19 protein-coding genes are annotated in these 24,271 nt (G+C 71.1%); 7 read left to right on the top strand and 12 right to left on the bottom strand.

The features are described 5' to 3' along the window. Positions 1 to 120 precede the first annotated feature (120 nt). Both dapA and thyX read right to left on the bottom strand, forming a co-directional pair. Positions 121 to 1,020, bottom strand: coding sequence for a 4-hydroxy-tetrahydrodipicolinate synthase (gene dapA, locus FHX80_RS22890; protein ID WP_145765910.1), 900 nt, complete (start codon positions 1,018 to 1,020; stop codon positions 121 to 123). Between the two features lie 152 nt (positions 1,021 to 1,172). Next, positions 1,173 to 1,910 carry an FAD-dependent thymidylate synthase gene (thyX, locus tag FHX80_RS22885; RefSeq protein WP_145765909.1) on the bottom strand — a complete coding sequence of 246 codons (738 nt, stop codon included), beginning with the start codon at positions 1,908 to 1,910 and terminating at the stop codon, positions 1,173 to 1,175. Positions 1,911 to 2,097: 187 nt separating this feature from the next. On the opposite strand from thyX, the gene FHX80_RS22880 reads away from it, so the two are divergent. Beyond that, positions 2,098 to 2,337 carry a hypothetical protein gene (locus FHX80_RS22880; RefSeq protein WP_145765908.1) on the top strand — a complete coding sequence of 80 codons (240 nt, stop codon included), beginning with the start codon at positions 2,098 to 2,100 and terminating at the stop codon, positions 2,335 to 2,337. Positions 2,338 to 2,431: 94 nt separating this feature from the next. Beyond that, entirely contained in the window at positions 2,432 to 2,983 is a 552-nt protein-coding gene (locus tag FHX80_RS22875; RefSeq protein ID WP_145765907.1) for a hypothetical protein, read from the top strand. A 58-nt stretch (positions 2,984 to 3,041) separates the two neighbouring features. On the opposite strand, the gene FHX80_RS22870 is transcribed toward FHX80_RS22875, so the two are convergent. The 6 genes from FHX80_RS22870 to eccD form a co-directional block, all read right to left on the bottom strand. After that, the gene (locus tag FHX80_RS22870) at positions 3,042 to 3,509 is read right to left on the bottom strand and encodes a tetratricopeptide repeat protein (RefSeq protein WP_145765906.1); all 468 of its coding nucleotides are present in this window, start codon (positions 3,507 to 3,509) and stop codon (positions 3,042 to 3,044) included. Between the two features lie 14 nt (positions 3,510 to 3,523). Then, complete coding sequence (dapB, locus tag FHX80_RS22865; RefSeq protein WP_145765905.1) at positions 3,524 to 4,276, bottom strand: 4-hydroxy-tetrahydrodipicolinate reductase; 753 nt, start codon at positions 4,274 to 4,276, stop codon at positions 3,524 to 3,526. Between the two features lie 28 nt (positions 4,277 to 4,304). Further along, positions 4,305 to 5,684, bottom strand: a complete 1,380-nt coding sequence (locus FHX80_RS22860; RefSeq protein WP_145765904.1) for a M16 family metallopeptidase — start codon at positions 5,682 to 5,684, stop codon at positions 4,305 to 4,307. After that, on the bottom strand, positions 5,681 to 7,894 hold the full coding sequence (locus FHX80_RS22855; protein WP_145767444.1) for a polyribonucleotide nucleotidyltransferase: 2,214 nt from the start codon (positions 7,892 to 7,894) through the stop codon (positions 5,681 to 5,683). Before FHX80_RS22855 ends, FHX80_RS22860 begins: the two co-directional genes overlap by 4 nt. A 269-nt stretch (positions 7,895 to 8,163) precedes the next feature. Further along, positions 8,164 to 8,454, bottom strand: coding sequence for a 30S ribosomal protein S15 (rpsO, locus tag FHX80_RS22850; protein ID WP_018551846.1), 291 nt, complete (start codon positions 8,452 to 8,454; stop codon positions 8,164 to 8,166). Between the two features lie 176 nt (positions 8,455 to 8,630). Next, positions 8,631 to 10,112: a type VII secretion integral membrane protein EccD gene (gene eccD, locus FHX80_RS22845; protein ID WP_145765903.1), complete on the bottom strand. Its 1,482-nt coding sequence runs from the start codon at positions 10,110 to 10,112 to the stop codon at positions 8,631 to 8,633. A 187-nt stretch (positions 10,113 to 10,299) separates the two neighbouring features. Here eccD and eccCa point away from each other — a divergent pair, with 187 nt between their 5' ends. Further along, the gene (eccCa, locus tag FHX80_RS22840) at positions 10,300 to 14,247 is read left to right on the top strand and encodes a type VII secretion protein EccCa (protein ID WP_145765902.1); all 3,948 of its coding nucleotides are present in this window, start codon (positions 10,300 to 10,302) and stop codon (positions 14,245 to 14,247) included. Positions 14,248 to 14,372: 125 nt separating this feature from the next. Continuing rightward, entirely contained in the window at positions 14,373 to 14,606 is a 234-nt protein-coding gene (locus FHX80_RS22835; protein ID WP_123462661.1) for a DUF397 domain-containing protein, read from the top strand. Between the two features lie 213 nt (positions 14,607 to 14,819). On the opposite strand, the gene FHX80_RS22830 is transcribed toward FHX80_RS22835, so the two are convergent. From FHX80_RS22830 to eccB, 4 genes are all read right to left on the bottom strand, one after another. Beyond that, the gene (locus FHX80_RS22830; protein ID WP_145765901.1) at positions 14,820 to 15,125 is read right to left on the bottom strand and encodes a WXG100 family type VII secretion target; all 306 of its coding nucleotides are present in this window, start codon (positions 15,123 to 15,125) and stop codon (positions 14,820 to 14,822) included. Positions 15,126 to 15,235: 110 nt separating this feature from the next. Beyond that, the gene (locus FHX80_RS22825; RefSeq protein WP_145765900.1) at positions 15,236 to 15,586 is read right to left on the bottom strand and encodes a hypothetical protein; all 351 of its coding nucleotides are present in this window, start codon (positions 15,584 to 15,586) and stop codon (positions 15,236 to 15,238) included. A 141-nt stretch (positions 15,587 to 15,727) separates the two neighbouring features. Then, entirely contained in the window at positions 15,728 to 16,957 is a 1,230-nt protein-coding gene (gene mycP / locus FHX80_RS22820; protein WP_145765899.1) for a type VII secretion-associated serine protease mycosin, read from the bottom strand. Positions 16,958 to 16,998: 41 nt separating this feature from the next. After that, positions 16,999 to 18,549 (bottom strand): type VII secretion protein EccB, encoded by a 1,551-nt coding sequence (eccB, locus tag FHX80_RS22815; RefSeq protein WP_145765898.1) that lies wholly within the window; start codon positions 18,547 to 18,549, stop codon positions 16,999 to 17,001. A 222-nt stretch (positions 18,550 to 18,771) separates the two neighbouring features. Here eccB and eccE point away from each other — a divergent pair, with 222 nt between their 5' ends. The 3 genes from eccE (at position 18,772) to FHX80_RS22800 (ending at position 24,105) form a co-directional block, all read left to right on the top strand. After that, positions 18,772 to 20,109 (top strand): type VII secretion protein EccE, encoded by a 1,338-nt coding sequence (gene eccE / locus FHX80_RS22810; RefSeq protein WP_375887878.1) that lies wholly within the window; start codon positions 18,772 to 18,774, stop codon positions 20,107 to 20,109. After that, on the top strand, positions 20,109 to 20,831 hold the full coding sequence (locus FHX80_RS22805; protein WP_145765896.1) for a hypothetical protein: 723 nt from the start codon (positions 20,109 to 20,111) through the stop codon (positions 20,829 to 20,831). The genes eccE and FHX80_RS22805 overlap by 1 nt, the downstream gene beginning before the upstream one ends. 310 nt (positions 20,832 to 21,141) lie before the next feature. Next, positions 21,142 to 24,105, top strand: coding sequence for an SCO5717 family growth-regulating ATPase (locus tag FHX80_RS22800; RefSeq protein ID WP_145765895.1), 2,964 nt, complete (start codon positions 21,142 to 21,144; stop codon positions 24,103 to 24,105). The last annotated feature ends 166 nt before the right edge of the window (positions 24,106 to 24,271 follow it).

The raw sequence follows: 24,271 nt of genomic DNA, 5'->3' as shown, positions 1-24,271 counted from the left end.
ACCACACGCGCCACGTACCGCTTGGGCACGTGGCGCGCATGTCATTCGTGCACTTGCTGTTGTCTTGGGGTGTTGCCCTCTTGCGAGTGTTCTTCGCGTATTCAGTTGTGAAGTCTGTGGTTACAGCTGTACCCCACCGGCGGCGAGATCGATCTTGAGCTGCGCCGTTTCGTGTGCGGAGAGTTCCACCAGGGGGAGCCGCAGCGGGCCCGCGGGAAGGCCCTGAAGGGTCAGCGCGGCCTTGGTGGTGATCACGCCCTGGGTGCGGAACATGCCGGTGAAGACGGGCAGCAGCTTCTGGTGGATCTCCGTGGCCTTGTGGACGTCGCCGCCGAGGAAGGCCTCGACGAGGGCCCGCAGATCGGGGGTGACGACATGGCCGACGACGGAAACGATGCCGACCGCGCCGACCGAGAGGAGCGGCAGGTTCAGCATGTCGTCACCGGAGTACCAGGCGAGGCCCGACTGGGCGATGGCCCAGCTGGCGCGTCCGAGGTCGCCCTTGGCGTCCTTGTTCGCCACGATGCGCGGGTGCTCGGCGAGCCGGACCAGCGTCTCCGTGTCGATCGGCACACCACTGCGGCCCGGAATGTCGTACAGCATCACCGGCAGGCCGGTGCTGTCCGCGATCGCCGTGAAGTGCCGCAGGAGGCCCTCCTGGGGCGGCTTGTTGTAGTACGGCGTCACCGCGAGGAGGCCGTGCGCGCCGGTGCGCTCGGCCGTACGGGCGAGTTCGATGCTGTGGCGGGTGTCGTTGGTCCCGATGCCGGCGACCACGTGCGCCCGGTCTCCCACTGCTTCCAGCACAGCCCGTACGAGCTGGTCTTTCTCCACGTCGCTAGTGGTCGGGGACTCGCCGGTGGTGCCGTTGATGATCAGGCCGTCGTTGCCTGCGTCCACCAGATGGGTGGCGAGCCGCTGGGCGCCGTCGAGGTCGAGTGCGCCGTCCGCCGTGAAGGGCGTGACCATAGCGGTGAGGACCCGCCCGAAGGGGGTCTGTGGAGTGGAGATCGGAGCCATGGGTAACACGCTACTCGTTGCTCGACGCCGGGTGCCCCCTCGGGGGGACAAGCGATAGGAGCCCGGCACTGCCTGCTCGGGGGTTCAAGCAGTGCCGGGTCCGTTTGATCAGCCTAGATGAACTTCTCGAAACGCCGCAATACGGACACCGCCTATGGGGCGACCCGGCCATTCTTGTTGAACGCTGCATGGGTGAGCGGCATGAGCTCCGCCCACTGCGCCTCCATCTGCTCGCCGACCATTTCGATCTCGCGCTGCGGGAAGGACGGAACCTTCGCCAGCTCGTGCTGGGTGCGCAGGCCGAGGAAGTGCATCAGCGAGCGGGCGTTGCACGTGGCGTACATCGAGGAGAACAGGCCGACCGGGAGAACCGCGCGGGCCACCTCGCGGGCCACGCCTGCGGCAAGCATCTCCTGGTAGGCCTCGTACGCCTGACGGTAGGAGTCCTCCATGACGCGGCCGGTGAGCTCCTGCTGGGCCCCGCTGCCCTCGACGAACTCGTACTTGCCGGGACGGCCCTGCTGGACGAGCTTGCGAGACTCCCCCGGGACGTAGAAGACCGGCTGCAACTCCCTGTAACGGCCCGATTCCTCGTTGTACGACCAGCCGACGCGATGCCGCATGAACTCGCGGAAGACGAAGATCGGGGCGCTGATGAAGAAGGTCATCGAGTTGTGCTCGAACGGGCTTCCGTGCCGGTCCCGCATCAGGTAGTTGATGAGCCCCTTGGAGCGCTCGGGATCCTTGGTGACCTCCTCCAGGGACTGCTCACCGGCCGTGGAGACACGGGCGGCGAACAGCACATCGGAGTCGCCTGCGGCATGTTTCACCAGGTCAACGGTGACATCGCTGCGGAAGCTGGGCTTTGCGGGCTCGGGGGTCTCGGTCACCGGCGGGGGTCCTTCCAATGGCGTCGCTCGGGCGGCGCCCACTCTACGGGCCGCCACTGACAACGCGGTCGGCACCGCCCTTTCGAGGATTCTTTCGACCAATTCGGCAATTCGGGGCACCGATCGGGCTCGCCGTGCGTCTGACTCAATAGCACCACCCGAAACAGAGTTCAAGGAGAGTTTCCTCATGTTCCGCCGGCGTGAAGCCGTCCCGTTCTCGTTCGTGGCCGAGGCCGACCGATTCCGCAGTAACGTCACTCCCCCGCCCCGGGAGCGCACCACCGGCTCCGAACTGGCGGGCCGCGGCCTCGTCGGGCTCGCGGTGATCGCCGGACTCGCCGGATCGCTGCTGTTCGGCCTTCCCGCCCTGTCATCCGAACACTCGCCGGCGCACAGCCAGCAGACCGAGGCCGCGACGGGGCACTGACCCGTACGGGCCCCCTGGGGTGGTAGGGCCGGTCACCTCCTCGGTAGCCTCACCGGGCACAGCAATCGAGCGTGCTTGTGAGTGAGGATCAGTCGTGCCCCTGCCCTTTCTGACGGCCGACCGCGCGTTTGACGCGAGCGCTGAGGACGTCGCGCTGCCGTTCGACGACCACGACAGCTGGCGGCGCCCCTACCGCCCCGGACCGTGGCGGGTCGCTGCCGCGGCCACCCTGCTGCTGCTTGCCTCGTTCATCCTGTTCGCGGGGATGATCACCGCGTTCGCCGGGGCGATGCCCGGGGCGGGCGCATGTTTCGCGCTCGCACTCGCGGTGATCATCTGTGCCCTGCGGATACTGCGGATCGGCGCCTGGGTGAGCCGGCACGGTGTGCGCCGTGTCGGCTTCTTCCGGACGACGACCGTGCCGTGGAACCGTGCCACCGCGGTCCGTACGGTGCAGCAGCCGGTGAAGTGGCTCGGGTTCCCCCGGACGGTTCAGGGTCAGGCCCTGATCGTCGTCCGCAGAGGTGGCGACGCGGTGCCGCCGCTGCTCACGGACTCCAACGCGGACTTCCTGACGCGGGGCGAGGCGTTCGACCGGGCTGCGGACACGATTGAGGCCTGGGGGGACGAGTACCGGCAGCAGTAGGCGGAGCCGTCCGGTGGCTGAGGGTTTCCCCAGCCACCGGACGGCTCTTTTTCTGTCCTCAGACGCCGGACGGGCTTGATGTGCCCGCCGGGCTGCCGTGCAGGGCGATGGCTCGCTGCATGGCCTTGCGGGCCCGTGGCGTGTCCCGGGCGTCCTGGTAGGCGACAGCGAGGCGGAACCAGCAGCGCCAGTCGTCCGGCGTGTCCTCCGTCTCCGCCTGCCGGCTTGCGAACGCCGCGTCGGCGGAGTCGCGGTCGATGCGGCCGCTCGGGGTACGGGCCAGGTCGTCGACCGGCAGCCCGCCCTCGGCGTCGAGTTCGGCGGCCAGGGCGTTGGCCCGCCGGACGAACTGGGTGTTCTTCCAGAGGAACCAGATGCCGATCAGCGGCAGGATCAGCACGGCGACCCCGAAGGTCACCGTGAGCAGCGTGCCGTGCCGGATGAGCAGGACGCCACGGCTGCCGGCCAGGACGAAGTAGAAGACCAGGACGGCAGCGGTGACGACGTAAGTGATCTTTGCGCGCATGGCGGTGGGCTCAGTCAGTTCAGGTCGAGGAAGTTTTCCAGGCCGAACGTGAGGCCCGGGGCGGTCGGCACGCGCCGTGCGCCGAGCAGGATGCCCGGCATGAAGCTGCTGTGGTGCAGCGAGTCGTGCCGGATGGTGAGGGTCTCGCCCTCGCCCCCGAGCAGCACCTCCTGGTGGGCCAGCAGGCCTCGGAGCCGGACCGAGTGGACCGGGATCCCGTCGACCTCCGCGCCCCGCGCGCCGTCCAGTGCCGTCGTGGTGGCGTCGGGCTGGGGAGCGCAGCCGGCCTCGTGGCGGGCCTCGGCGATGAGCTGGGCGGTGCGGGTCGCGCTGCCGGAGGGGGCGTCCACCTTGTTCGGGTGGTGGAGCTCGATGACCTCGACCGACTCGAAGTAGCGGGCGGCCTGCTGCGCGAACTTCATCGTGAGGACCGCGCCGATGGAGAAGTTCGGGGCGATGAGCACACCGGTTCCCGGCGAGCCGGAGAGCCAGGTGTTCAGCTGCGCGAGCCGTTCGTCGGTCCAGCCGGTGGTGCCGACCACCGCGTGGATGCCGTGCCGGACGCAGAAGTCGAGGTTCTCCATCACCGAGGCGGGGGTGGTGAGCTCGACGACGACCTGGGCGCCGGTGTCCGCGAGGGTCTCCAGCTTGTCGCCGCGGCCGAGTGCGGCCACCAGCTCCAGATCATCGGCGGCCTCGACGGCTCGTACCGCTTCGGAGCCGATGCGGCCCCTGGCGCCGAGAACGGCTACGCGCAGCTTGCTCATGCTTACTTCTTTCGGGGTGACTAGGTGGCTAGGCGACTGACTCGTGGAGGCGGTCGGCCTGCTTGTCCTTGAGCGGGCCGATGACGGAGAGCGAGGGGCGGTGTCCGAGGATCTCGGCCGCCACCGACCGGACGTCGTCCGGCGTGACCTGCGCTATTCGGACCAGCATGTCGTCGACCGACATCTGCTGGCCCCAGCACAGTTCGCTCTTGCCGATGCGGTTCATCAGCGCGCCGGTGTCCTCCAGGCCGAGGACCGTGGACCCGGAGAGCTGCCCGATGGCGCGGCCGATCTCCTCGTCGTTCAGTCCGTCCGACGCGACGCGGTCGAGCTCGTCGCGGCATATCTTGAGGACGTCGTGGACCTGGCTGGGACGGCAGCCCGCGTACACCCCGAACAGCCCGCAGTCCGCGAAGCCCGAGGTGTACGAGTAGACGCTGTAGGCGAGGCCGCGCTTCTCCCGTACCTCCTGGAAGAGGCGGGAGCTCATTCCGCCGCCGAGGGCGGTGTTGAGCACGCTGAGTGCCCAGCGGCGCTCGTCGGTGCGGGACAGGCCCGGCATGCCGAGGACGACGTGGGCCTGCTCGGTCTTGCGGCCCAGCAGTTCGACCCGGCCCGCGGTGCGCAGCGTGCGCGAGCCCCCGCGCGGCGCCGTGGGGACGGCGTCGGTGCGGGACAGGGCGCCCGCGCGCTCGAAGGCCCTGCGGACCTGGCGTACGACCGTGGCGTGGTCGACGTTGCCCGCCGCCGCGACGACGAGGTGCGTGGGGTCGTAGTGCTTCTTGTGGAAGCGGGCGATCTGGTCGCGGTTCAGTGCGTTGATCGTGTCGACCGTGCCGAGGACCGGGCGGCCCAGCGGGGTGTCGCCGAGCAGGGTGTGCGCGAACAGGTCGTGCACGCAGTCGCCCGGGTCGTCCTCCGTCATCGCGATCTCCTCGAGGATGACGCCGCGTTCCGCGTCGACGTCCTCGGGGGCGATCAGCGAGCCGGTCAGCATGTCGCAGACGATGTCGATGGCCAGCGGCAGGTCCGTGTCGAGGACCCGCGCGTAGTAGCAGGTGTACTCCTTCGCCGTGAAGGCGTTCATCTCGCCGCCGACCGCGTCGATGGCGGAGGAGATGTCCAGGGCGCTGCGCTTGTGGGTGCCCTTGAAGAGGAGGTGTTCGAGGTAGTGCGTCGCGCCGTTCAGGCTCGGGGTCTCGTCGCGTGATCCGACGTTGGCCCAGATGCCGAAGGTGGCGGAGCGTACGGAGGGCAGGGTCTCGGTGACGATCCGCAGGCCGCCGGGAAGTACCGTGCGGCGGACGGTGCCGATGCCGTTGGTGCCCTTGAGAAGCGTTTGGGTACGGGCGACGGCCCGCGCCTCCGAGGAGGTGCGGGCCGTCGTCACGGAACTACGGGACGTCACTTGGCGGCGTCGTCCTTCTTCTCGTCCTCTTCACCCTCGACGACCGGGATCAGCGAGAGCTTGCCACGGGAGTCGATCTCGGCGATCTCGACCTGGACCTTGGCGCCGACGCCGAGCACGTCCTCGACGTTCTCCACGCGCTTGCCACCGGCGAGCTTGCGGATCTGCGAGATGTGCAGCAGGCCGTCCTTGCCGGGCATCAGGGAGACGAACGCACCGAAGGTGGTGGTCTTGACGACCGTACCCAGGTAGCGCTCGCCGACCTCCGGCATGGTCGGGTTGGCGATCGCGTTGATCGTGGCGCGCGCGGCCTCGGCCTGCGAGCCCTGCTGGGCACCGATGTAGATGGTGCCGTCGTCCTCGATCGTGATGTCGGCGCCGGTGTCCTCCTGGATCTGGTTGATCATCTTGCCCTTGGGGCCGATGACCTCACCGATCTTGTCCACCGGGATCTTGACGGTGATGATCCGCGGGGCGTTGGGGGACATCTCGTCCGGGACGTCGATGGCCTCGTTCATCACATCGAGGATGTGGAGGCGGGCGTCACGGGCCTGCTTCAGCGCGGCGGCCAGGACCGAGGCGGGGATGCCGTCGAGCTTGGTGTCGAGCTGGAGCGCGGTCACGAACTGCTTCGTACCGGCGACCTTGAAGTCCATGTCACCGAACGCGTCCTCGGCACCGAGGATGTCGGTGAGGGCGACGTAGTGGGTCTTGCCGTCGATCTCCTCCGAGATCAGGCCCATGGCGATGCCGGCGACGGCGGCCTTGAGGGGCACACCGGCGTTCAGCAGCGACATGGTGGAGGCGCAGACCGAGCCCATGGACGTCGAGCCGTTGGAGCCCAGCGCCTCGGAGACCTGGCGGATCGCGTAGGGGAAGTCCTCGCGCGACGGCAGCACCGGCACGATGGCGCGCTCGGCGAGCGCGCCGTGGCCGATCTCGCGGCGCTTGGGCGAGCCCACGCGGCCGGTCTCACCGACGGAGTACGGCGGGAAGTTGTAGTTGTGCATGTAGCGCTTGCGGGTCACCGGGGAGAGGGTGTCCAGCTGCTGCTCCATACGGAGCATGTTGAGGGTGGTGACGCCCAGGATCTGGGTCTCGCCACGCTCGAAGAGCGCCGAGCCGTGCACGCGCGGGATGGCCTCGACCTCGGCGGCGAGCGTACGGATGTCCGTGACGCCGCGGCCGTCGATGCGGACCTTGTCCTTGATGACGCGCTCGCGGACCAGCTTCTTGGTCAGCGCGCGGTAGGCACCGGAGATCTCCTTCTCGCGGCCCTCGAAGGCCGGGAGCAGCTTCTCGCCGGCGATCTCCTTGATGCGGTCCAGCTCCGCCTCGCGCTCCTGCTTGCCGGCGATGGTGAGCGCCTTGGCGAGCTCGGTGCTGACGGCGCCGGTGAGCGCCACCAGGACGTCGTCCTGGTAGTCGAGGAAGACCGGGAACTCGCCGGTGGGCTTGGCAGCCTTGGCGGCGAGGTCCGACTGGGCCTTGCAGAGCGCCTTGATGAAGGGCTTCGCGGCTTCCAGACCGGCGGCGACGACCTCTTCGGTCGGGGCCTCGGCGCCGTCCTGGACGAGCTGGATGGTCTTCTCGGTGGCCTCGGCCTCGACCATCATGATCGCGACGTCGCCGTCCTCCAGGACGCGACCGGCGACAACCATGTCGAAGACGGCGTCCTCGAGCTCGGTGTGCGTCGGGAAGGCGACCCACTGGCCCTTGATCAGGGCGACGCGGGTGGCGCCGATGGGGCCGGAGAAGGGCAGGCCCGCCAGGATCGTGGAAGCGGAGGCGGCGTTGATCGCGACCACGTCGTACAGGTGGTCGGGGTTGAGCGCCATGATCGTCTCGACGATCTGGATCTCGTTGCGCAGGCCCTTCTTGAAGGAGGGGCGCAGCGGGCGGTCGATCAGGCGGCAGGTGAGGATCGCGTCCTCGGAGGGGCGGCCCTCCCGGCGGAAGAAGGAGCCGGGGATCTTGCCGGCCGCGTACTGCCGCTCCTCGACGTCCACCGTGAGGGGGAAGAAGTCGAGCTGGTCCTTGGGCCGCTTGGAAGCGGTGGTGGCCGACAGCACCATGGTGTCGTCGTCCAGGTACGCGACGGCGGAGCCGGCGGCCTGCTTGGCAAGGCGGCCCGTCTCGAAGCGGATGGTGCGGGTGCCGAAGGTTCCGTTGTCGATAACGGCCTCGGCGTAGTGGGTCTCGTTCTCCACTAGTGTTTTCTCCATACTCGTCGTCTTTCGTCCTGTCGCCCGTGTGGCGCAGGACGGTGCGGAGAGGCGCACCGTGTGTGCGGGGCCGGTCTTCGATCGAAGCTCCCGGGCGTTGTCCCGGGGGCCACTACCGAGGACCGGCGGCGGCGTGGGGCGCCTCTCCTCGTCTGGTGTTGTACGTCCAGGTTACTGAGCTTGACCCCAGTCCCGCACATACGGCAAAGGGAGCGGCCCCGTGGATGTGGGCACCGCTCCCCTTCACAGCGTCTTTACTTGGCGCCGCCGGCCGCGCCACGGCGGATGCCGAGGCGGTCGACGAGCGCACGGAAGCGCTGGATGTCCTTCTTGGCCAGGTACTGCAGGAGGCGGCGACGCTGGCCGACCAGGATCAGCAGACCACGACGGGAGTGGTGGTCGTGCTTGTGCGTCTTGAGGTGCTCCGTCAGGTCCGAGATCCGGCGCGAAAGCATGGCGACCTGAACCTCGGGGGAACCGGTGTCGCCCTCCTTCTGCGCGAACTCGGTCATGATCTGCTTCTTCGTAGCGGCGTCGAGCGGCACGCGGTACTCCTCTAGGTGTTCGATGCGCCCACGAGTGCCCCTGGTCTTGATCTCAGGGGGGCTTGTGTGACTCGGGAGCGAAGGTCCGATGAGCGCAGCCCCCAGAGTCAACCGGGAACGCGTACACAAACGGCCACAGCCAGACTACCAGCCGTTCGGAGCGCCCCCTACGGGCCTCAGCCGGTGAGGGCCCTGGCCCTGGCGAAGACGTCGAGGACCGCCAGGCAGAGCGGGACCAGGGAGAGCAGGAGCGCGCTCTCGGTGAGGTCCAGGAGCCGGCCCCAGAACGGGGAGAGGCCCTTGCGCGGCACGATCAGTGCGACCGCGATGAGCAGGGCGGCGCCCGCGGCGACGGCTGCGGAGAGCCAGATCGTACGGAGGTCGAGGGAGCCGCGGTCGCCGTACCGGGTCAGCTCGTCCAGCAGGTCTGCGGGCGGGTTCAGCGCGAGGCCGAGGATCAGCAGGGCGACCGCGCCGATGCCCGCCGCCAGCAGGCAGGCGATCTGCGCGGTGTAGCGGAAGAGCCGGGCGCGCAGCAGCAGCGCGAGTCCTGAGGCCAGGGCGAGGAGCCGGCCCCAGTCGCTGTCGGAGAAGCCGAGTACGGCGGCGGCCACGACGACGACGGCCGCGCATCCGCCGGCCAGGCCGAGCAGCAGCTCGTGGCCGCGGCGGGCCCGGTCCGCGATGCCGTCGGCGTCGACGGGCGGGACGGGGGTGCCGGGCCGGGCGTCCGGGTTGCCGAAGTGGTCCCCGTGGCCGCCCGGGGCGGAGCGCGGCGCGGCGTATCCGATGGGCAGCCGGGCGAAGCGGGCGGAGAGGCCGGGGAGGAAGGCGACGAGTCCGAGGCCGGCCGGGGCGCAGACGGCGGCGGTTCCGGTCGCGGAGGTCTCGGTGAGTATCGCGACGAAGGCCGCCAGGGTGCCGATGGTGGCGAGGAAGGTCGTCGCGACGAACGGGGCGTCGCCGCTCGGGGTCAGGGCGACCAGGACGACGGAGGCGATCAGTACGGCGACGCAGCCGAGCAGGAACTGCAGCCTGCCGGAGCCCTGGCCGGCGTCCGGCCCGATGATGCCGGAGCCCGCGACGAGGACGAGGGGCAGTGCGCCGAGGCCGGTCGCGACGGCGCCGGCGCGGTCGGCGTAGACCCGGGCGCGCACCCCCGCGAAGGCGGTGAGCAGCACTCCCGCGAAGCCCGCGACGACGCCGGGCAGGCCGTGCATGTCGTGGCGGACCGGGTCGGCGGACCAGAGGACGGAGCTCATCAGGACGAGCAGGGTGACGGCCCCCGCCAGACCGGCGCCGCGCAGCAGGTCGTCGCTCCAGAGGTGCCGGTCGCGGCTGACGGCCGAGGCGACGGCGTCGGAGACGTCGTCGAACACGGCGGGCGGCAGGGAGAGCGCGAAGGGGCGCAGCAGGAGGAGTTCGCCGTCGAGGACCTGCTGGGCGGCGAGGGTCCTGGCACTGTCGAGGACCGTGCCGTCGCGGCGTACGAGGTGGTGTCCGGTGGGGGTGCCGACGGTCTGGGTCCGGCCGGTGAGGCGGAGGATCTCCGGGTAGACGTCGGCGACGGCGATGTCCTCGGGCAGTGCGACGTCGATCCGGCTGTCGGGCGCCACGACAGTGACACGGCAGAAGCCGGTCGCCGCAGTCGTACTCACGTGTCTGGTCCCCCTGATTCGCGGTTGCGCACCGTGCGCGCGCCAGCCTACCGGGAGGGGTGAAAGGCCCTCGGCACGTAGGATCACCGTCGCGCGGAGGCCAGTCCGCGAGCAGAGGCAGCCACGGGGGCGCCGGTGCGGATCCACCCGGCCCTTCGCCCGTCCGCACTGAGGAATTGATGTTCCGGTGAGCCAGATCGTCGTGAAACGACCGCCGCGGTCCCTGCCGCCGGAAGTCCCCACGGACGAGTTGACGTTGACGGCCCCTCCCGAACTGCCGCGCGGGCAGCGGGAGGGGCTGCTGATGCAGGTCCTGCCGGTGCTCGGCATGGGCTCGTCGGTGGTCTTCTTCTTCTCGCCGCAGGCTCCCCCGTTCATGCGGATCATGGGTGTGCTGATGCTGGTGTCGACCGTGGGCATGGTCGTCGCCCAGTTGGTGCGTCACCGGCGTGGTTCGCAGGGGCAGTTGGCGGATGTCCGGCGCGACTACCTCAAGTACCTGGCGCGGACGCGGATCGCGGTGCGCCGCACCGCGCGGGCGCAGCGGGACGCGCAGTTGTATCTGCAGCCCGCTCCCGAGCAGCTGTGGTCGGTGGTCGCCGAGGGCGGCCGGGTGTGGGAACGGCGGGCCGGCGACGAGGACTTCGGTCTGGTGCGGATCGGGCTGGGGACGCAGCGGCTGGCGACACCCCTGTCGGCGCCGGTGACCGCTCCGGTTGATGAGCTGGAGCCGCTGTGCGCGGGCGCGATGGAGCGTTTCCTGGCGGTGCACGGCTCGCTGGACGGGCTTCCGATGGCCGTCTCGATGCGGGCGTTCCCCCACGTGACGGTTTCCGGCCTGCCGGAGTCGGCCCGGTCCGTGGCCCGGGCTGTGGTGGCCCAGTTGGTGACGCTGCACTCTCCCGAGGATCTGGTGGTCGCGGTCGTGGCGGGACCCGGTGCGGTGGCGCGCTGGGAGTGGACGAAGTGGCTGCCGCACGTGCAGGTGCCGGGTCAGGTGGACGGGGCCGGCTCGAAGCGGCTGTTCGTGGACGACCTGGGGGAGCTGGAGCGGTTGCTGGCCGGCCGGCTCGAGGGGCGGCCGCGGTTCGGCCGGGAGGCACGGCCGTTGCTGGACCGGCCGCATGTCGTGGTGGTCCTGGACGGCGGTACGGTGCCGCCGGACTCGCTGTTGGCGGGGGCCGAGGGGCTTCAGGGCGTGACGGTCGTCGAGGTGGTGCCGGGCGGGAAGGACACGCCGCGCGGCGGCCTGTCGGTGGTGGTGCGGCCCGGACTGCTGCGGCTGGAGTCCGGTGCGGAACTCGTGCGCGAGGGGGTGGCGGACGCCATCTCGCTGCCGGCCGCCGAGGCGCTGGCCCGGCAGCTGGCGCCGCTCAGGATGGGCGGGGGCGACGACGAGCCGCTGCTGGCCGATCTGGACTTCACCGATCTGCTGAACCTGGGCGACGCGGCTTCGGTCGATGTGGCGCGCACCTGGCGGCCGCGGTCGGCCTCCGAGCGGCTGCGGGTGCCGATCGGGGTCGGCGAGGACGGCCTGCCGGTGATGCTGGACCTCAAGGAGGCGGCGCAGGAGGGCATGGGGCCGCACGGGCTCTGTGTCGGCGCGACGGGTTCCGGCAAGTCGGAGCTGTTGCGGACGCTGGTGCTGGGGCTCGCGGTCACGCACTCCTCCGAGACGCTGAACTTCGTGCTCGCGGACTTCAAGGGCGGGGCGACGTTCGCCGGTATGTCGCACCTGCCGCATGTGGCCGCGGTCATCACCAATCTGGCCGACGACCTGACGCTGGTCGACCGGATGGGCGACGCGATCCGCGGTGAGCTCCGGCGCCGCCAGGAACTGCTGCGCTCGGCGGGCAACTACGCCGGTATCCACGACTACGAGAAGGCGCGCGCGGCGGGTGCGGCGCTGGAACCGCTGGCCTCGCTGGTCCTGGTCATCGACGAGTTCTCCGAACTGCTCACCGCCCAGCCCGACTTCATCGACATGTTCATCCAGATCGGCCGGATCGGCCGTTCGCTGGGTGTGCATCTGCTGCTGGCCTCGCAGCGGCTGGAGGAGGGGAAGCTGCGGGGCCTGGACACGTATCTCTCGTACCGGATCGGGCTGCGGACCTTCTCGGCCGCGGAGTCGCGCACGGCGCTGGGTGTGCCGGACGCCTATCACCTGCCGTCGGTGCCGGGCTCCGGGTATCTCAAGGCGGGTACGGAGGAGATGACCCGGTTCAAGGCGGCGTACGTGTCGGGCGCGCACCGCACCGGCGGTACCGCTCTGCCCGCGGGGCGGCTTCCGGCCGCGCGGCGGGCCGCGGTGTTCAGCGCGCTGCCGGTACCGGTGGAGCACACGGCGCCGGAGCCGGTGGTCTCGTCGGCGGTCGCTCGGGACGACGCGCTCGCCGACACCGTCCTCGATGTGATCGTGCGCCGCCTGGAGGGGCAGGGGGTGCCCGCTCATCAGGTGTGGCTGCCGCCCCTGGACCGGGCGCCGACGCTGGATCAGCTGCTGCCGGGGCTCGCCGAGAGCGCCGACCGCGGGTTCACCGCCACGGAGTACGGCCGGCCCGGCGGGCTGACCGTCCCCCTCGGCGTGATCGACAAGCCGTTCGAGCAGCGGCGCGAGGTGCTGTACGGGGACTTCTCCGGCGCGGCGGGGCACCTGTTGGTGGTCGGCGGTCCGCGGTCCGGCAAGTCGACGCTGCTGCGTACGCTGATCTCGTCGTTCGCGCTCACCCACACCCCGCGCGAAGTGCAGTTCTACGGGCTCGACTTCGGTGGCGGTCAACTCGCCTCGCTGGCGGACCTGCCGCATGTCGGAGGTGTGGCCGCACGGCTGGATCCGGAGCGGGTACGGCGTACGGTCGCCGAGGTGGCGGGGGTGCTGGCCGGGCGCGAGGAGTTCTTCCGCGCCCACTCGATCGACTCCGTCGCCACCTACCGGCGCCGGCGCGCGCTCGGTGAACTGCCAGGCGAGGCGTTCGGCGACGTGTTCCTGGTCATCGACGGCTGGAGCGGTTTCCGGACCGAGTACGAGGGGCTGGAGCAGGTCGTCACCGACATCGCCGCGCGCGGTCTCGGCTACGGCGTCCATGTCGTCCTCACGGCCGCCCGCTACCTGGAGGTGCGCGCCGCGCTGAAGGACCAGATCCTCGGGCGGCTCGAACTGCGGCTCGGCGATGTCATGGACTCCGAGTTCGACCGCAGGGTCGCCGCCCGGGTGCCGGCCGGGGTGCCCGGCCGTGGTCAGGTGGCGGAGAAGCTGCACTTCATGGGTGCGCTGCCGCGTATCGACGCCGTGGCCGGTGCGGCGGATCTGGCCGACGGCGCGGCCGCGCTGACCGGGGCGGTGCGGGCGGGCTGGTCGGGCGACCCGGCTCCGGCCGTACGGCTGCTGCCGCGCAAACTTCCCGCGGAACAGTTGCCGAAGGGGTTCGAGTTCCCGCACCGGGGCATCGCGATCGGTGTCGCCGAGACGGATCTGGAGCCGGTGTTCGTCGACTTCGACACCGATCCCTTCTTCCTGGTCTTCGGCGAGAGCGAGTCGGGGAAGACCAATCTGCTGCGTCTGATCGCGAAGCAGATCGCGGAGCGCCACTCCCCCGACGAGGCCAGGTTCGTCGTCGGCGACTACCGGCGGTCGCTGCTGGGCGCACTGCCGGAGAGCCATCTGCTGGAGTACGCGCCGACGGCGAGCGCGCTGCGGATGCACATGGAGGCGCTGGCCGGTGTGTTCGCGCGCAGGCAGCCCCCGGCGGATGTCAGTCCGCAGCAGTTGCGCGACCGCAGCTGGTGGACCGGTCCGCAGATCTTCGTCGTCGTCGACGACTACGACCTGGTGGCGACGGGCGCGGGCAGTCCGCTGGCCCCGCTGGCGGAGTATCTGCCCTTCGCCCGGGACGCCGGGGTGCGTTTCGTCATCGCGCGTGGTTCGGCGGGGGCCTCGCGCTCCATGTACGAGACGTTCATGCAGCGGATCAGGGAGCTGGGCGCACAGGGTGTGGTGCTGTCCGGCGATCCGTCCGAGGGCGATCTGATCGGGGCGGTGCGCGGACATCCGATGCCGCCGGGACGCGGGTACTTCGCCAACCGGCGCCGCGGGAACCCGCTGGTGCAGACGGGGCGGCTGCCGGAGCGGCACTGATGCGACGCGGTGCGCGAGAGCACAAAACCGGCCCGCGCGCTGCGGAATGGCCGACCGGATCCCTCGTCGGCACGGGCCCTGTACGGTGCCGTACAGAGCCACCGTACGGAGAGGAACCCTTGACGATGGGCACGCAGGCGGAGAAGGACGAGCTGTACGCACTCGACATCTCGGGGGTGGAATGGCTGAGTGCGCCGGGCACCGAGGAGGCCGAGGAGCGCGTGGAGATCGCGCATCTGCCGGGCGGGGCAGTGGCGATGAGGTCTTCGCTCGATCCGGAGACCGTGCTGCGGTACACCGAGGCCGAGTGGCGTGCCTTCGTACTGGGCGCACGGGACGGCGAGTTCGACCTCACGTAGCGAAGCGGCGGGCGACGGCCGCGGCGGGGCGACCGCCGATGGCGCGGTCGCTGCGCGCTGTGGCTGTGGCTGTGGCTGTGGCTGTGGCTGTGGCTGTGGCTGTGGCTGTGGCCGTACGCACAATGGGCACGTTCGGGTGAACGTGCCCATTGTCGTGTCCGGCCGCTGTGCCTGTCGTGTCTGCGTGACCGGTCCCGGGAGGGGCGCCGGCGGTCAGAACGCCTCGGTGAACAGGCGGGAGGACTTGATGTCCGTGAAGCGGTAGTGGTCCTTGCCGGACTCGACGATGCACGCCACCTGCTCCAGGCGGCTCTTCATGTCGTCGGCCCTGCCCCGGTACTTGTTCTGGAGCATCACGTACTCGCTGTGGGCCTCACCGTCCCAGGTGTCGGTGACGACCTTGAGCGCGGCGTCCATCTCTTCGAGGTCACGGCAGATGTTCTGCGACACCGCACGGATGCGGTTCGCCATCTCCTGGACGCTCTCGTACCTGACCTTGGTGTGCGGATCCTGGCCCATCCGGCTTCTCCTCTGGTTCGACTGCTGGTTCAAGTGCTGGTTCAGCTGCTGGCTCGGTGGCTCGCTCGGCAGCTGGTTCGGCTGTGGCGGAAGGTGTGCGGCAGCGCGGCTCAGACGCCGTTCAGCCCGGACGTGTTGGCCGGAGCGGCCGGTTCCTTCACCGAGTGAAAGGCCGCCCGGATCTCCTCGTCGTTGGCGTTGCTGAGGTTCTTGGTGGTGCCCACGGCGTGGTGCAGCACAGTGAGGAGGCGGCGGATCCCGTCGTGGTCCTCGTTGATCACGAGCTGCGCGGACGTGAATCCCGAGGCACCCGCGCCGGTCCATCCCGCACCGGCCGTCGCGAGGATGTCGGCGAGCTCCCTGGACTGCCGGGACACCGCCTCGGCAGTGTTGATGATCTTGGTTTTCGCCTGGACGATCGGATCGTCGGCAAGTCCGAAGCCGCCCGCGGGGTTGGTCATCCGGAGGTCCTGTCTCTCGGTTCGCAGACCTGTCCGCCGAGCGCGGCCAGGTACCCGGTACGTGAAGTCCCGTATCGGTCTGGCCATTTCACCATCTTTCCCACCCTGCGGCTTTTGCTCCGGGAGCCGCCTTGACGCGTTCTACCGCGTGCGCGGGCCCCGGCGTCGCCGGACGTCGCGCACGACCGACGCGGTGCCGGCCACCACTCCGACGAGTACGGCCGCGGCCGCCAGCGCGTAGGACGCGTACCGCTTGTTTCGTTCCTGCGGGGTCTGTGACATCGACAGGTGCGCGGGTTCGGGGGCCTGGGCCCCGGCGGGCGACGGGTCCGGGTGGGGGGTGTTCTGCGGGGTGTCGTCGCCGGACAGTGCCCGTACCGGGTCGGCGACGCCCCAGCCGACGAAGTCGTCGTGGCCGTTGACGGAGCGTTCGGCGGTCTGCTCGATCCGGGCGACGATCTGCGCCGCCGTCCAGGACGGGTACTTGGCGCGCATCAGTGCGGCGACCCCGGCGACGTAGGGAGCGGAGAAGCTGGTGCCGTTGTCGGTGCACTGGCCGTTGCCGGGGACGGTGGAGACGATGTCGACGCCGGGTGCGGCGACCCCGACGAACGCCCCGGCCTGGGAGAACGGGGCGCGTTCGTTGTTGCGGTCGGAGGCGGCGACGGCGAGGACTCCGTCGAAGGCGGCGGGGTAGGTGCGCCTCGGCCGGCCGTCCATGCCGTCGTTGCCCGCGGAGGCGACCACCACGATGCCCCTGCCGATCGCCCTGGCCACCGCCCGGCCCAGCGCGGAGTCCTCCGTCAGCGGCCGGGTGGTGTCCTGCGAGATGTTGATGACCTCGGCACGCTTCGCGATCGCGTGGTCGATCGCGGCGGCCATCGTGGTGTCCTTGCCGCTGTTCTTCTCGTCGTTCTGGCGGATCGGGATGATGGTGGCCTCGGGGGCCAGGCCGACGAATCCGGTGCCGCTGCGGGGGCGGGCGGCGATGATGCCGGCCACCTTGGTTCCGTGGCCGACCTCGTCGACGGTGCCGTCGGTGCCGCCGCCCGGGAGGAGGTCGGCGCCCGCGGAGGCGTCCACGGCCGCGGTGAGCTGCGGGTTGGTGGTGTCCACCCCGGTGTCGATGACGGCGACACGGACACCCTTGCCCTTGGTGTCCTGCCACAACTCGTCCAGGAGCACGCGCTGGAGCGGCCAGGGGCGGCCCTCGAACTGCTTCTTCATCGGGAAGGTGCATACGCCGCTGCCATCCATGCGCAGGTCACCGGGACCCCGATCGACGTACGCGGCCTGCGGCCCCGCGAGCACGGCCAGAGCCGCTGCCGCTGCGGCGGTCGCCGGCAGGGCCCTCTTCCGGTACGGCGTCATCTTCTCCCCGTGCTCTTCCGCTGCCGCTCGCCCTGGGCCCGTCAGGAACCCTGGGGCCGGCGGGCGCTGTTGGTGTCGAGCCGGGGGCCCTTGGACAGGAAGTCCGACCACTCGATCGGGACGAGGGCGGGTGTCACCTTCTCGTATCCGAGCCGGATCTGCGCCTCGCTGGGTTCGGGGCGTCCGTCCGGCCCGTTCGCCGTGGAGCCGGTGCCGATGCCGGAGCGCTCGGCGTCGCTGTCGCCGTTCGCCTGAACCGCGTACCGCAGTCCGGTGTCGGTCACCAGGAAGAGTGATCCGTCCGGGCTGGTCTGCCGGCCCCGGACCTGGGTGTAGAGCAGGCCGCTGCCCGGAGTGACGTACGTGCCCGTGCCGCCCGCTCCGACGGCGGCGGGGTAGGAGGTGCCCGCCCAGGTGCTCAGTGTCGTCACGCCGTTGCCGTCCGCCTTGCGCAGCACATTGCAGACGGTGTCGCGGCCGGAGCCGCTGGCATCGGTGGAGTTGACCCGGTCGGCCCGGTGCGCCGGCCAGTGCGCGGCCTGGCCGGTGAAGGGTGCGGGGTCGGGCACGAAGTCCTGGAGGCCGACGGCGCGCGCCTCGCCGTTCAGGTCGAGGGCGGCGGTCTGCGGGGAGTTGATCAGCAGCCAGGCGGTGAACTCGGAGACCGGCTGGACCTTTCCGCCGAGGACGACGTAGTACGCGGTGCCCTCCCCGTTCCTGGTGCGCAGCACGGTCCCGATCCGGTTCTCCCGCGCGGAGAGCCGTCCCTCGACGTGCGCCGGGGCGCCGGCGTTGCCGGGGATCGGGGGGAAGGCGATCGGGCTGCCGTCGTGCAGGGTGGCCAGCCAGTCGTCGGTGACCGGCTGCGGCTGTGCGCTGCCGACGAGGGCGCCGGTCAGGTGGCCGAGGTCGGCGGGGGTCTCGTCGATGCGGTACTTGGTGCCGCGGGCGTCGACGACGTAGCGGGTCCGGTCCTGGCCCCTGACGTAGAGCACTTGGCCTTCGGTGAGCCTGTTCGCGCCCTCCATCAGCCCGTTGTCCCGCTCGGCGAGGACGAAGGCCGCCTTCTGCACGGTGTTGCCGCTGCCACCCGGCTGTACGCACACGGCCCAACGTTTCGCGGTACCGGCGTCCTTGTCCTCGGGCAGCCGGTCGGGGGCGTACGGAATGCCGAGGAGCGGTCCGCGCGGGGGCTTTCCCGCGTCCAGGATGTCGTCGGCGACCTGCACGACGCCGTCGCTCTGCGGGGTGAGCAGCAGCCTGGCCGAGGCGAGGTTCAGCACGGGGTGCAGCAGGGTCTTGCTGTTCTCACCCCGGCCGGTGGTGAGCACCACGTAACGGGTGGTCGACTTCTTGCCGACGATCACGTTGGCTCCGGGCCGGTCCCAGCCCATGGGGGCGGTCGGCCTGAACATACCGACGGCGCCGAAGCCCGCGAGGATCAGGGCCCCGGCGATCATGCTCGGCAGGACGGCGCGCAGCGGGCGCGGGGCGCCCTCGTCGGAACCGGTCGGCGAGGGTGCGAGGAATGCCGCAACCATGCGCCTCTTCGCAAATGTGTACGCGTTGAGCTCGTCCCGCCGCGATGCCATGGAACCGTCCGTCTCCCGCTGCTCTCCCCGTGCGGCGCCATGGGCGACCGCGTCCGATGGCCCCGCTCCGGGCACCCGCCCCGCCGGACCGGCCCCTTACTATGCCTGTCATCCGTGGGGGTCCGCAGGGCGGGTAGGCTGATCCAGCCGCCGGAGCCGTCGGCGGAAGAGGCGTGGCACGGGTCGAGTTGGGCCCGGACGAACGGGGGATATGCCGCGATGATGGCTTCCGTGACGCGGACACCTCCGGCCGGGAACGTGCCGCCTCCCGAAGCCCCCCGGCCCACCGCACCCGTCGCCGGGCCCGGCGGTTCGCCCGGCGCTTCGGGCCCTCGCGGGCCGGGCGGCGCCCGGCGTGGCGGACGAGCCGGGCACTTCGGAGCGTTCCGATTGCAACAGCTCGTCCTGTTCGAGATCGCCGCCGCGCTGTTGTTGTGCGCCTGGGTCGTCGATCCCCTGCTGCTGGCCCCCGCCGTCGTGGTGGCCGGGGCGCTGGTGCTGCTCGCCGTCGTGCGCAGGCGTCGCCGTTCCCTTCCCGTGTGGCTGCTCACGGTCCTCGCGCTGCGGGCCCGTACCCGCAGGGCCGCGTCGGCGGTGCTGCCCGCGGGCACCGAGCCGGGGTTCGCGCCGGCGGTCGAGTGCGAACCGGCGCTGCGTACGTACTCCTTCAGGGACCGCGACCGGCGGCCGGTCGGCATGATCGGTGACGGTACGTATCTGACGGCCGTACTCCGGATCGACTCGGACACCACCGCGCTGCGGCCGGACCGGTCCGTGCGGCCGCTGCCGCTGGTGCTCGTCAAGGACGCGCTCGATGTCGACGGCATCCGGCTGGAGTCGGCGCAGATCGTGCAGCACACCCAGCCGGCTCCCGCCCCGCATCTGTCGGAGCGGTCGGTCGCGGCACGCAACTACGCACCCCTGCAGGCCCGGACGGGCTCCCCGGCGGTCCGCATCACCTGGGTCGCGCTGAAGCTGGACCCGGAGCTCTGCCCGGAGGCCGTACGGGCGCGGGGCGGCGGACTCACCGGTGCACAGAAGTGCCTGGTCCGCACGGTCGACCAGCTGTCCAGCAGACTGACGGGGGCGGGGTTCGGTGCGACGGTGCTGACGGAGCAGGAGCTCCACTCGGCGATCGCGACGTCCGTCGGCGCCGGCCCGGAGGCGGTGGCGCGGGCCGGCCGGTCCGGAACGCCCGTGCGGCGCACCGCGGAGACCTCGCGCACCTGGCGTTGCGACGACCGGCTGCACACCACCTACCGGGTGCGCCGCTGGCCGCAGTTCGGCGCGGGCGGTGCGCCGATGCTTCAGCTGGTCGCGCTGCTCACCTCGGTGCCGGCGTCGGCCACGACCTTCAGCCTCACGCTGGGACACGCCGACCGGCAGGAGATCCCGATCACCGGGCACATTCGGATCACCGGTTGCGGCGAGGAGGAACTGATCGCCGCCCGGACCGAGTTGGAGCGCACCGCGCGCGGGGTGAAGACCTCGCTGGTGCGGCTCGACCGCGAACAGTTGCCCGGCGTGCTCGCCACCCTTCCGCTCGGGGGTACCCGCTGATGTCCATGATCGCGCGGGGCCGTGGACGCCTCGGCTTCGGTCCGGCCGCCTCGCGCCGGGCCCGGCACACCGTCCGCCTCGACCAACTGGCGTCACTGGCCCTGCCGGTCGGCGACGACGGCGTGGTGATCGGCGTGGACGGCGAGGGGCGGCCCGCCGTGATCGGCATCAACCGGCCCACTCCGTACGACATCACGCTGATCGGCGGAGTGTGGACGGCGCAGGTGCTCGCGCTGCGGGCGGCGGCGACCGGTGCCCGGATCGTGGTCGAGACGGGACGGGCCCAGGACTGGAAAAAACTGGCGCAGGCCGCGGGCGGCGACCGGCCGTGCATCTCGCTGCACGATGTGGGACGGGTGCCCGCGCAGGGCCCCACGGCCGGCTCGCCGGTCGTCGTGGTGCGGGACTGCGGCATGAGACCACCGCGTGGGCGGGTGGTGTCGGCTCCGTGGCAGTCGGTGGTGACGCTGCTGCCCTATCTGAGCCCGGTGGCAGCCGGGTTGATGGAGAAGTCATCACTGGTCGGCATTCAGCGGGTATCTCCCGATGAAGCCGCACAGATCGGGCGCCTGATGGATCTGCCGGCCGGCGACACCCGTACGCTGCCCACCCTCACGGACGGGGTCACCCTCTGGTGCACGCGCCGGGACCGGCAGTTCGTGATGACCCGGGCGACCGATGCCGAATCGGGACTGCTGGGCAGCCCGCGCCGGATGGACTGAGGACGCGGCGGGACGTGTGCGAAATGTTCAGGTTTCCCTGCGCGGATGTGCACGTTTGACCGCTTTCCCCTTCACTCCCCGCCGTACTCAGTCCACTTGGGGGCAGTACATGACGTACGGGGCAGCGCCCGCGGCGCTCTCCGGCCTGCCGTACCCGGCCCGATGACGATTAGGGTGGGTCCGGACGCGGCAGAAGAACCTGCGGGCAGGCAATGCGCGTCACAGGGGGAGAGCCGGGCGGTTCGCACGATGGGAACGGTCGCCCCCACCCACCACGGCACAAGGGTGCTCGACCACACCAGGAGGCAAAGTGAACGGCGATCGGGACGAGATGCGCGGGAGTTGGGACAAGCCCGTCGACGAGTCGTCCGACGCGGAGCCCGCCGAGATGACGGGCGAGTTCACCATCGACTACACCCCGCCCGCCTGGTACACGCAGAATACGCCGGGCGACTCCTCGGGCGGCGCCGGAACACACCTGGCACCGCCCACGCCGCCCAACGGCGCCCCGGTGCCCGCACCCGGACTGCCGGACGGCGGCGGTTTCGAACCCGACTGGACCCAGGCCCCGCCCGCTCCGACGCCGGCTCCCCCGGTTCACACGGCTGCCGCCGGTTCCTCCTACCCGGCGCCGGACGCGGCGAACGCAGGCGGTGCACCTGACCCGATCGGGAGCGGCGACGTGGAGAGCGGCGCGACCATGCGGTTCTCGTCCGCCACGCTGAAGCGGGAGATCGCCGAGCGCGAGGCGGCCACCGAGACCGGAAACGGGGACGGGGACGGAAACGAGACCGGGAACGGGAACGGTGATGCCGGAGGCGCGGCATCGGCCGCCGGTTCCGCCACTGCCGGAGGCGATGGCGGTACGGCCGGGGCGGACGAGGACGCGGCTGAGGCCGGTACGGGCGCGGATGCGGGGCTGGACGGGGCCACCGGGGAGAGCGACGGGTCCGATTTGACTCCGTCCGATTCCGTCCCTGCTGACGCGGTCCCTGCCGATTCGGTCCCTGCCGATTCGGTCCCTGCCGCCGATGCACCGTCGCCTGACGCCGCATCGGCGGAGTCCGACGAGGTCACGGCCGACGCGGCGAGCGGCGCCGACTCCGACAGCACCCCGCAGGCCGACGAGCCCGCCGACTCCGTGCCCTCGGACGCCGCCCCCGACGCGGCACCCCACGACGCACCGTCCGCCAGCGCACCGCAGGACGCGGCACCGGCACCCTGGACACCGGCGCCGCCGCAGGGCGGACTGCCGCCCCTGCCGCCCGCCTTCCAGCCCGCGGCGCCGCTTCCCGCCGCACCCCAGCCCGCGTCGCAGTGGCCGGGACCGCCCCCGGCGAACGAGACGCCGGGCGGCTACGGGTTCCCGCAGGCCCCGGCAGCCTCAGCGCCCCCGGCAGCCCCTGCGCCGCACAGCCCGCAGCCTCCCGCGTTCCCGCAGCAGCCGCAGCCGTACCCCGCGGCCCCTGCGCTGCAGGCGGGCTACGGCTTCCCCCAGCAGCCCCCGGCACCGCAGCAGGCCCTGCCGGGAGCCGCGTACCCGGCCCAGTTCCCGCAGCAACCCGCCCCACAGACGCCCCACACCCCGCAGACGCCCCAGACACCCCACACACCGCAGGCACCGCAGGCACACCAGCCGCCTCATGCACCGCAGGCACCCCAGCAACCCCAGGCACCGCAGTGGCCCGCGCAGCAGGGTGCCGCACTGCCGCCGCCCGCGCCTCAGCCGCAGCAGCAGGGCGGATACGGATTCCCGCAGGGCGCCCAGCCGCCGGCCCAGGGCGCCCCCAACCTGCCCGCCCAGATCCCCCCGCAGCAACACCAACACCCGCAGCACCCGCAGCAGCTCCAACACCCCCAGCACCCCCAGCAGCAACTCCCGCCGCAGGGACAGCCCGTCGATCCGCGCGCCGGAGCCGCCTGGCCCACTCCGGTCACCCACGACCAGCGCGAGCGTTCGGTGCCGGGTGCCCCGCTGGGTTACACGGCTGCCGTCGAGCTCTCCTCCGACCGGCTGGTCCGGGGCAAGCAGAAGGCGAAGAGCAGTCGCGGCCCGTCCGCCGCCTCCCGCTTCAAGCTGGGCGGCAAGAAGGAGGAGATCGAGCGTCAGCGCAAGCTCGACCTCATCCGCACCCCGGTCCTCTCCTGCTACCGGATCGCGGTGATCAGCCTGAAGGGCGGCGTGGGCAAGACCACGACGACCACCGCGCTCGGCTCGACGCTGGCCACCGAACGGCAGGACAAGATCCTCGCCATCGACGCCAACCCGGATGCCGGCACGCTGGGCCGCCGGGTCCGGCGGGAGACCGGCGCGACCATCCGCGACCTGGTCCACGCGATCCCGCACCTCAACTCGTACATGGACATCCGGCGGTTCACGTCGCAGGCGCCCTCCGGTCTGGAGATCATCGCCAACGACGTGGACCCGGCCGTCTCGACCGCGTTCAACGACGAGGACTACCGGCGTGCGATCGAGGTGCTGGGCAAGCAGTACCCGATCATCCTCACCGACTCCGGCACCGGTCTCCTCTACAGCGCGATGCGCGGGGTGCTGGACCTCGCCGACCAGCTGATCATCATCTCCACGCCGTCGGTCGACGGCGCGTCAAGCGCCTCCACCACGCTGGACTGGCTGTCGGCGCACGGCTACGCCGAACTGGTGCGGCGGTCCCTCACGGTCATCTCCGGGGTCCGCGAGACCGGCAAGATGATCAAGGTCGACGACATCGTTCAGCACTTCGAGACGCGCTGCCGCGGCGTGGTCGTCGTACCGTTCGACGAGCACCTGTCGGCCGGCGCCGAGGTCGACCTCGACATGATGCGCCCGAAGACCCGGGACGCGTACTTCCATCTCTCCGCTCTCGTCGCCGAGGACTTCGCACGCGCCCAGCAGCAACAGGGGCTGTGGACGTCGGACGGCAGCAACCAGCCGCCGCAGTACGCCCCGCCGATGCCCGGCCAGCAGGTGCCGGGCCAGCAGCCCTACGCGCCCCAGCAGCCCCAGCAGCCGGGACAGCCGTACCCGCCCCAACAGCCGTACGGTGGCCAGCAGCAGCCCTATCCCCCGCAGCCGGGCCCCGGCGCCGGGCAGGGCTGGCAGCAGTCGCCGCCCTCGCAGGCCCAGTCGGCCGCCAACCCGGCCGGCCCGCAGCAACAGTACGGCGGACAGCCTGGTCAGCCGGGGCAGCCCACACCTCCCCAACTGCAGGGACCCATCCCGCCCGCGGGGTGGCAGCAGCAGCCTCCGCAGCCGCCGCCAGCGCCTCAACAGTAAGGCGTCAGAGGTCTGAACCAATGAGGGTCCGCATCGTGTCCACGGTGCGGACCCTCCGCGCATTCCCGCAGCCCACACGCCGTTTCGATGACCGTTGACGCGGCTCGACCACCGCTGATAAACCTTCGCTTCACCAGCTGGCGATCCACAGATCAACCCGCCTTCT

This window comes from Streptomyces brevispora (genome assembly GCF_007829885.1).
GTDB lineage: Bacteria > Actinomycetota > Actinomycetes > Streptomycetales > Streptomycetaceae > Streptomyces > Streptomyces brevispora.
Note: the sequence above shows the minus strand (reverse complement) of the source record. Positions and strands in the feature narration are given on the sequence as shown.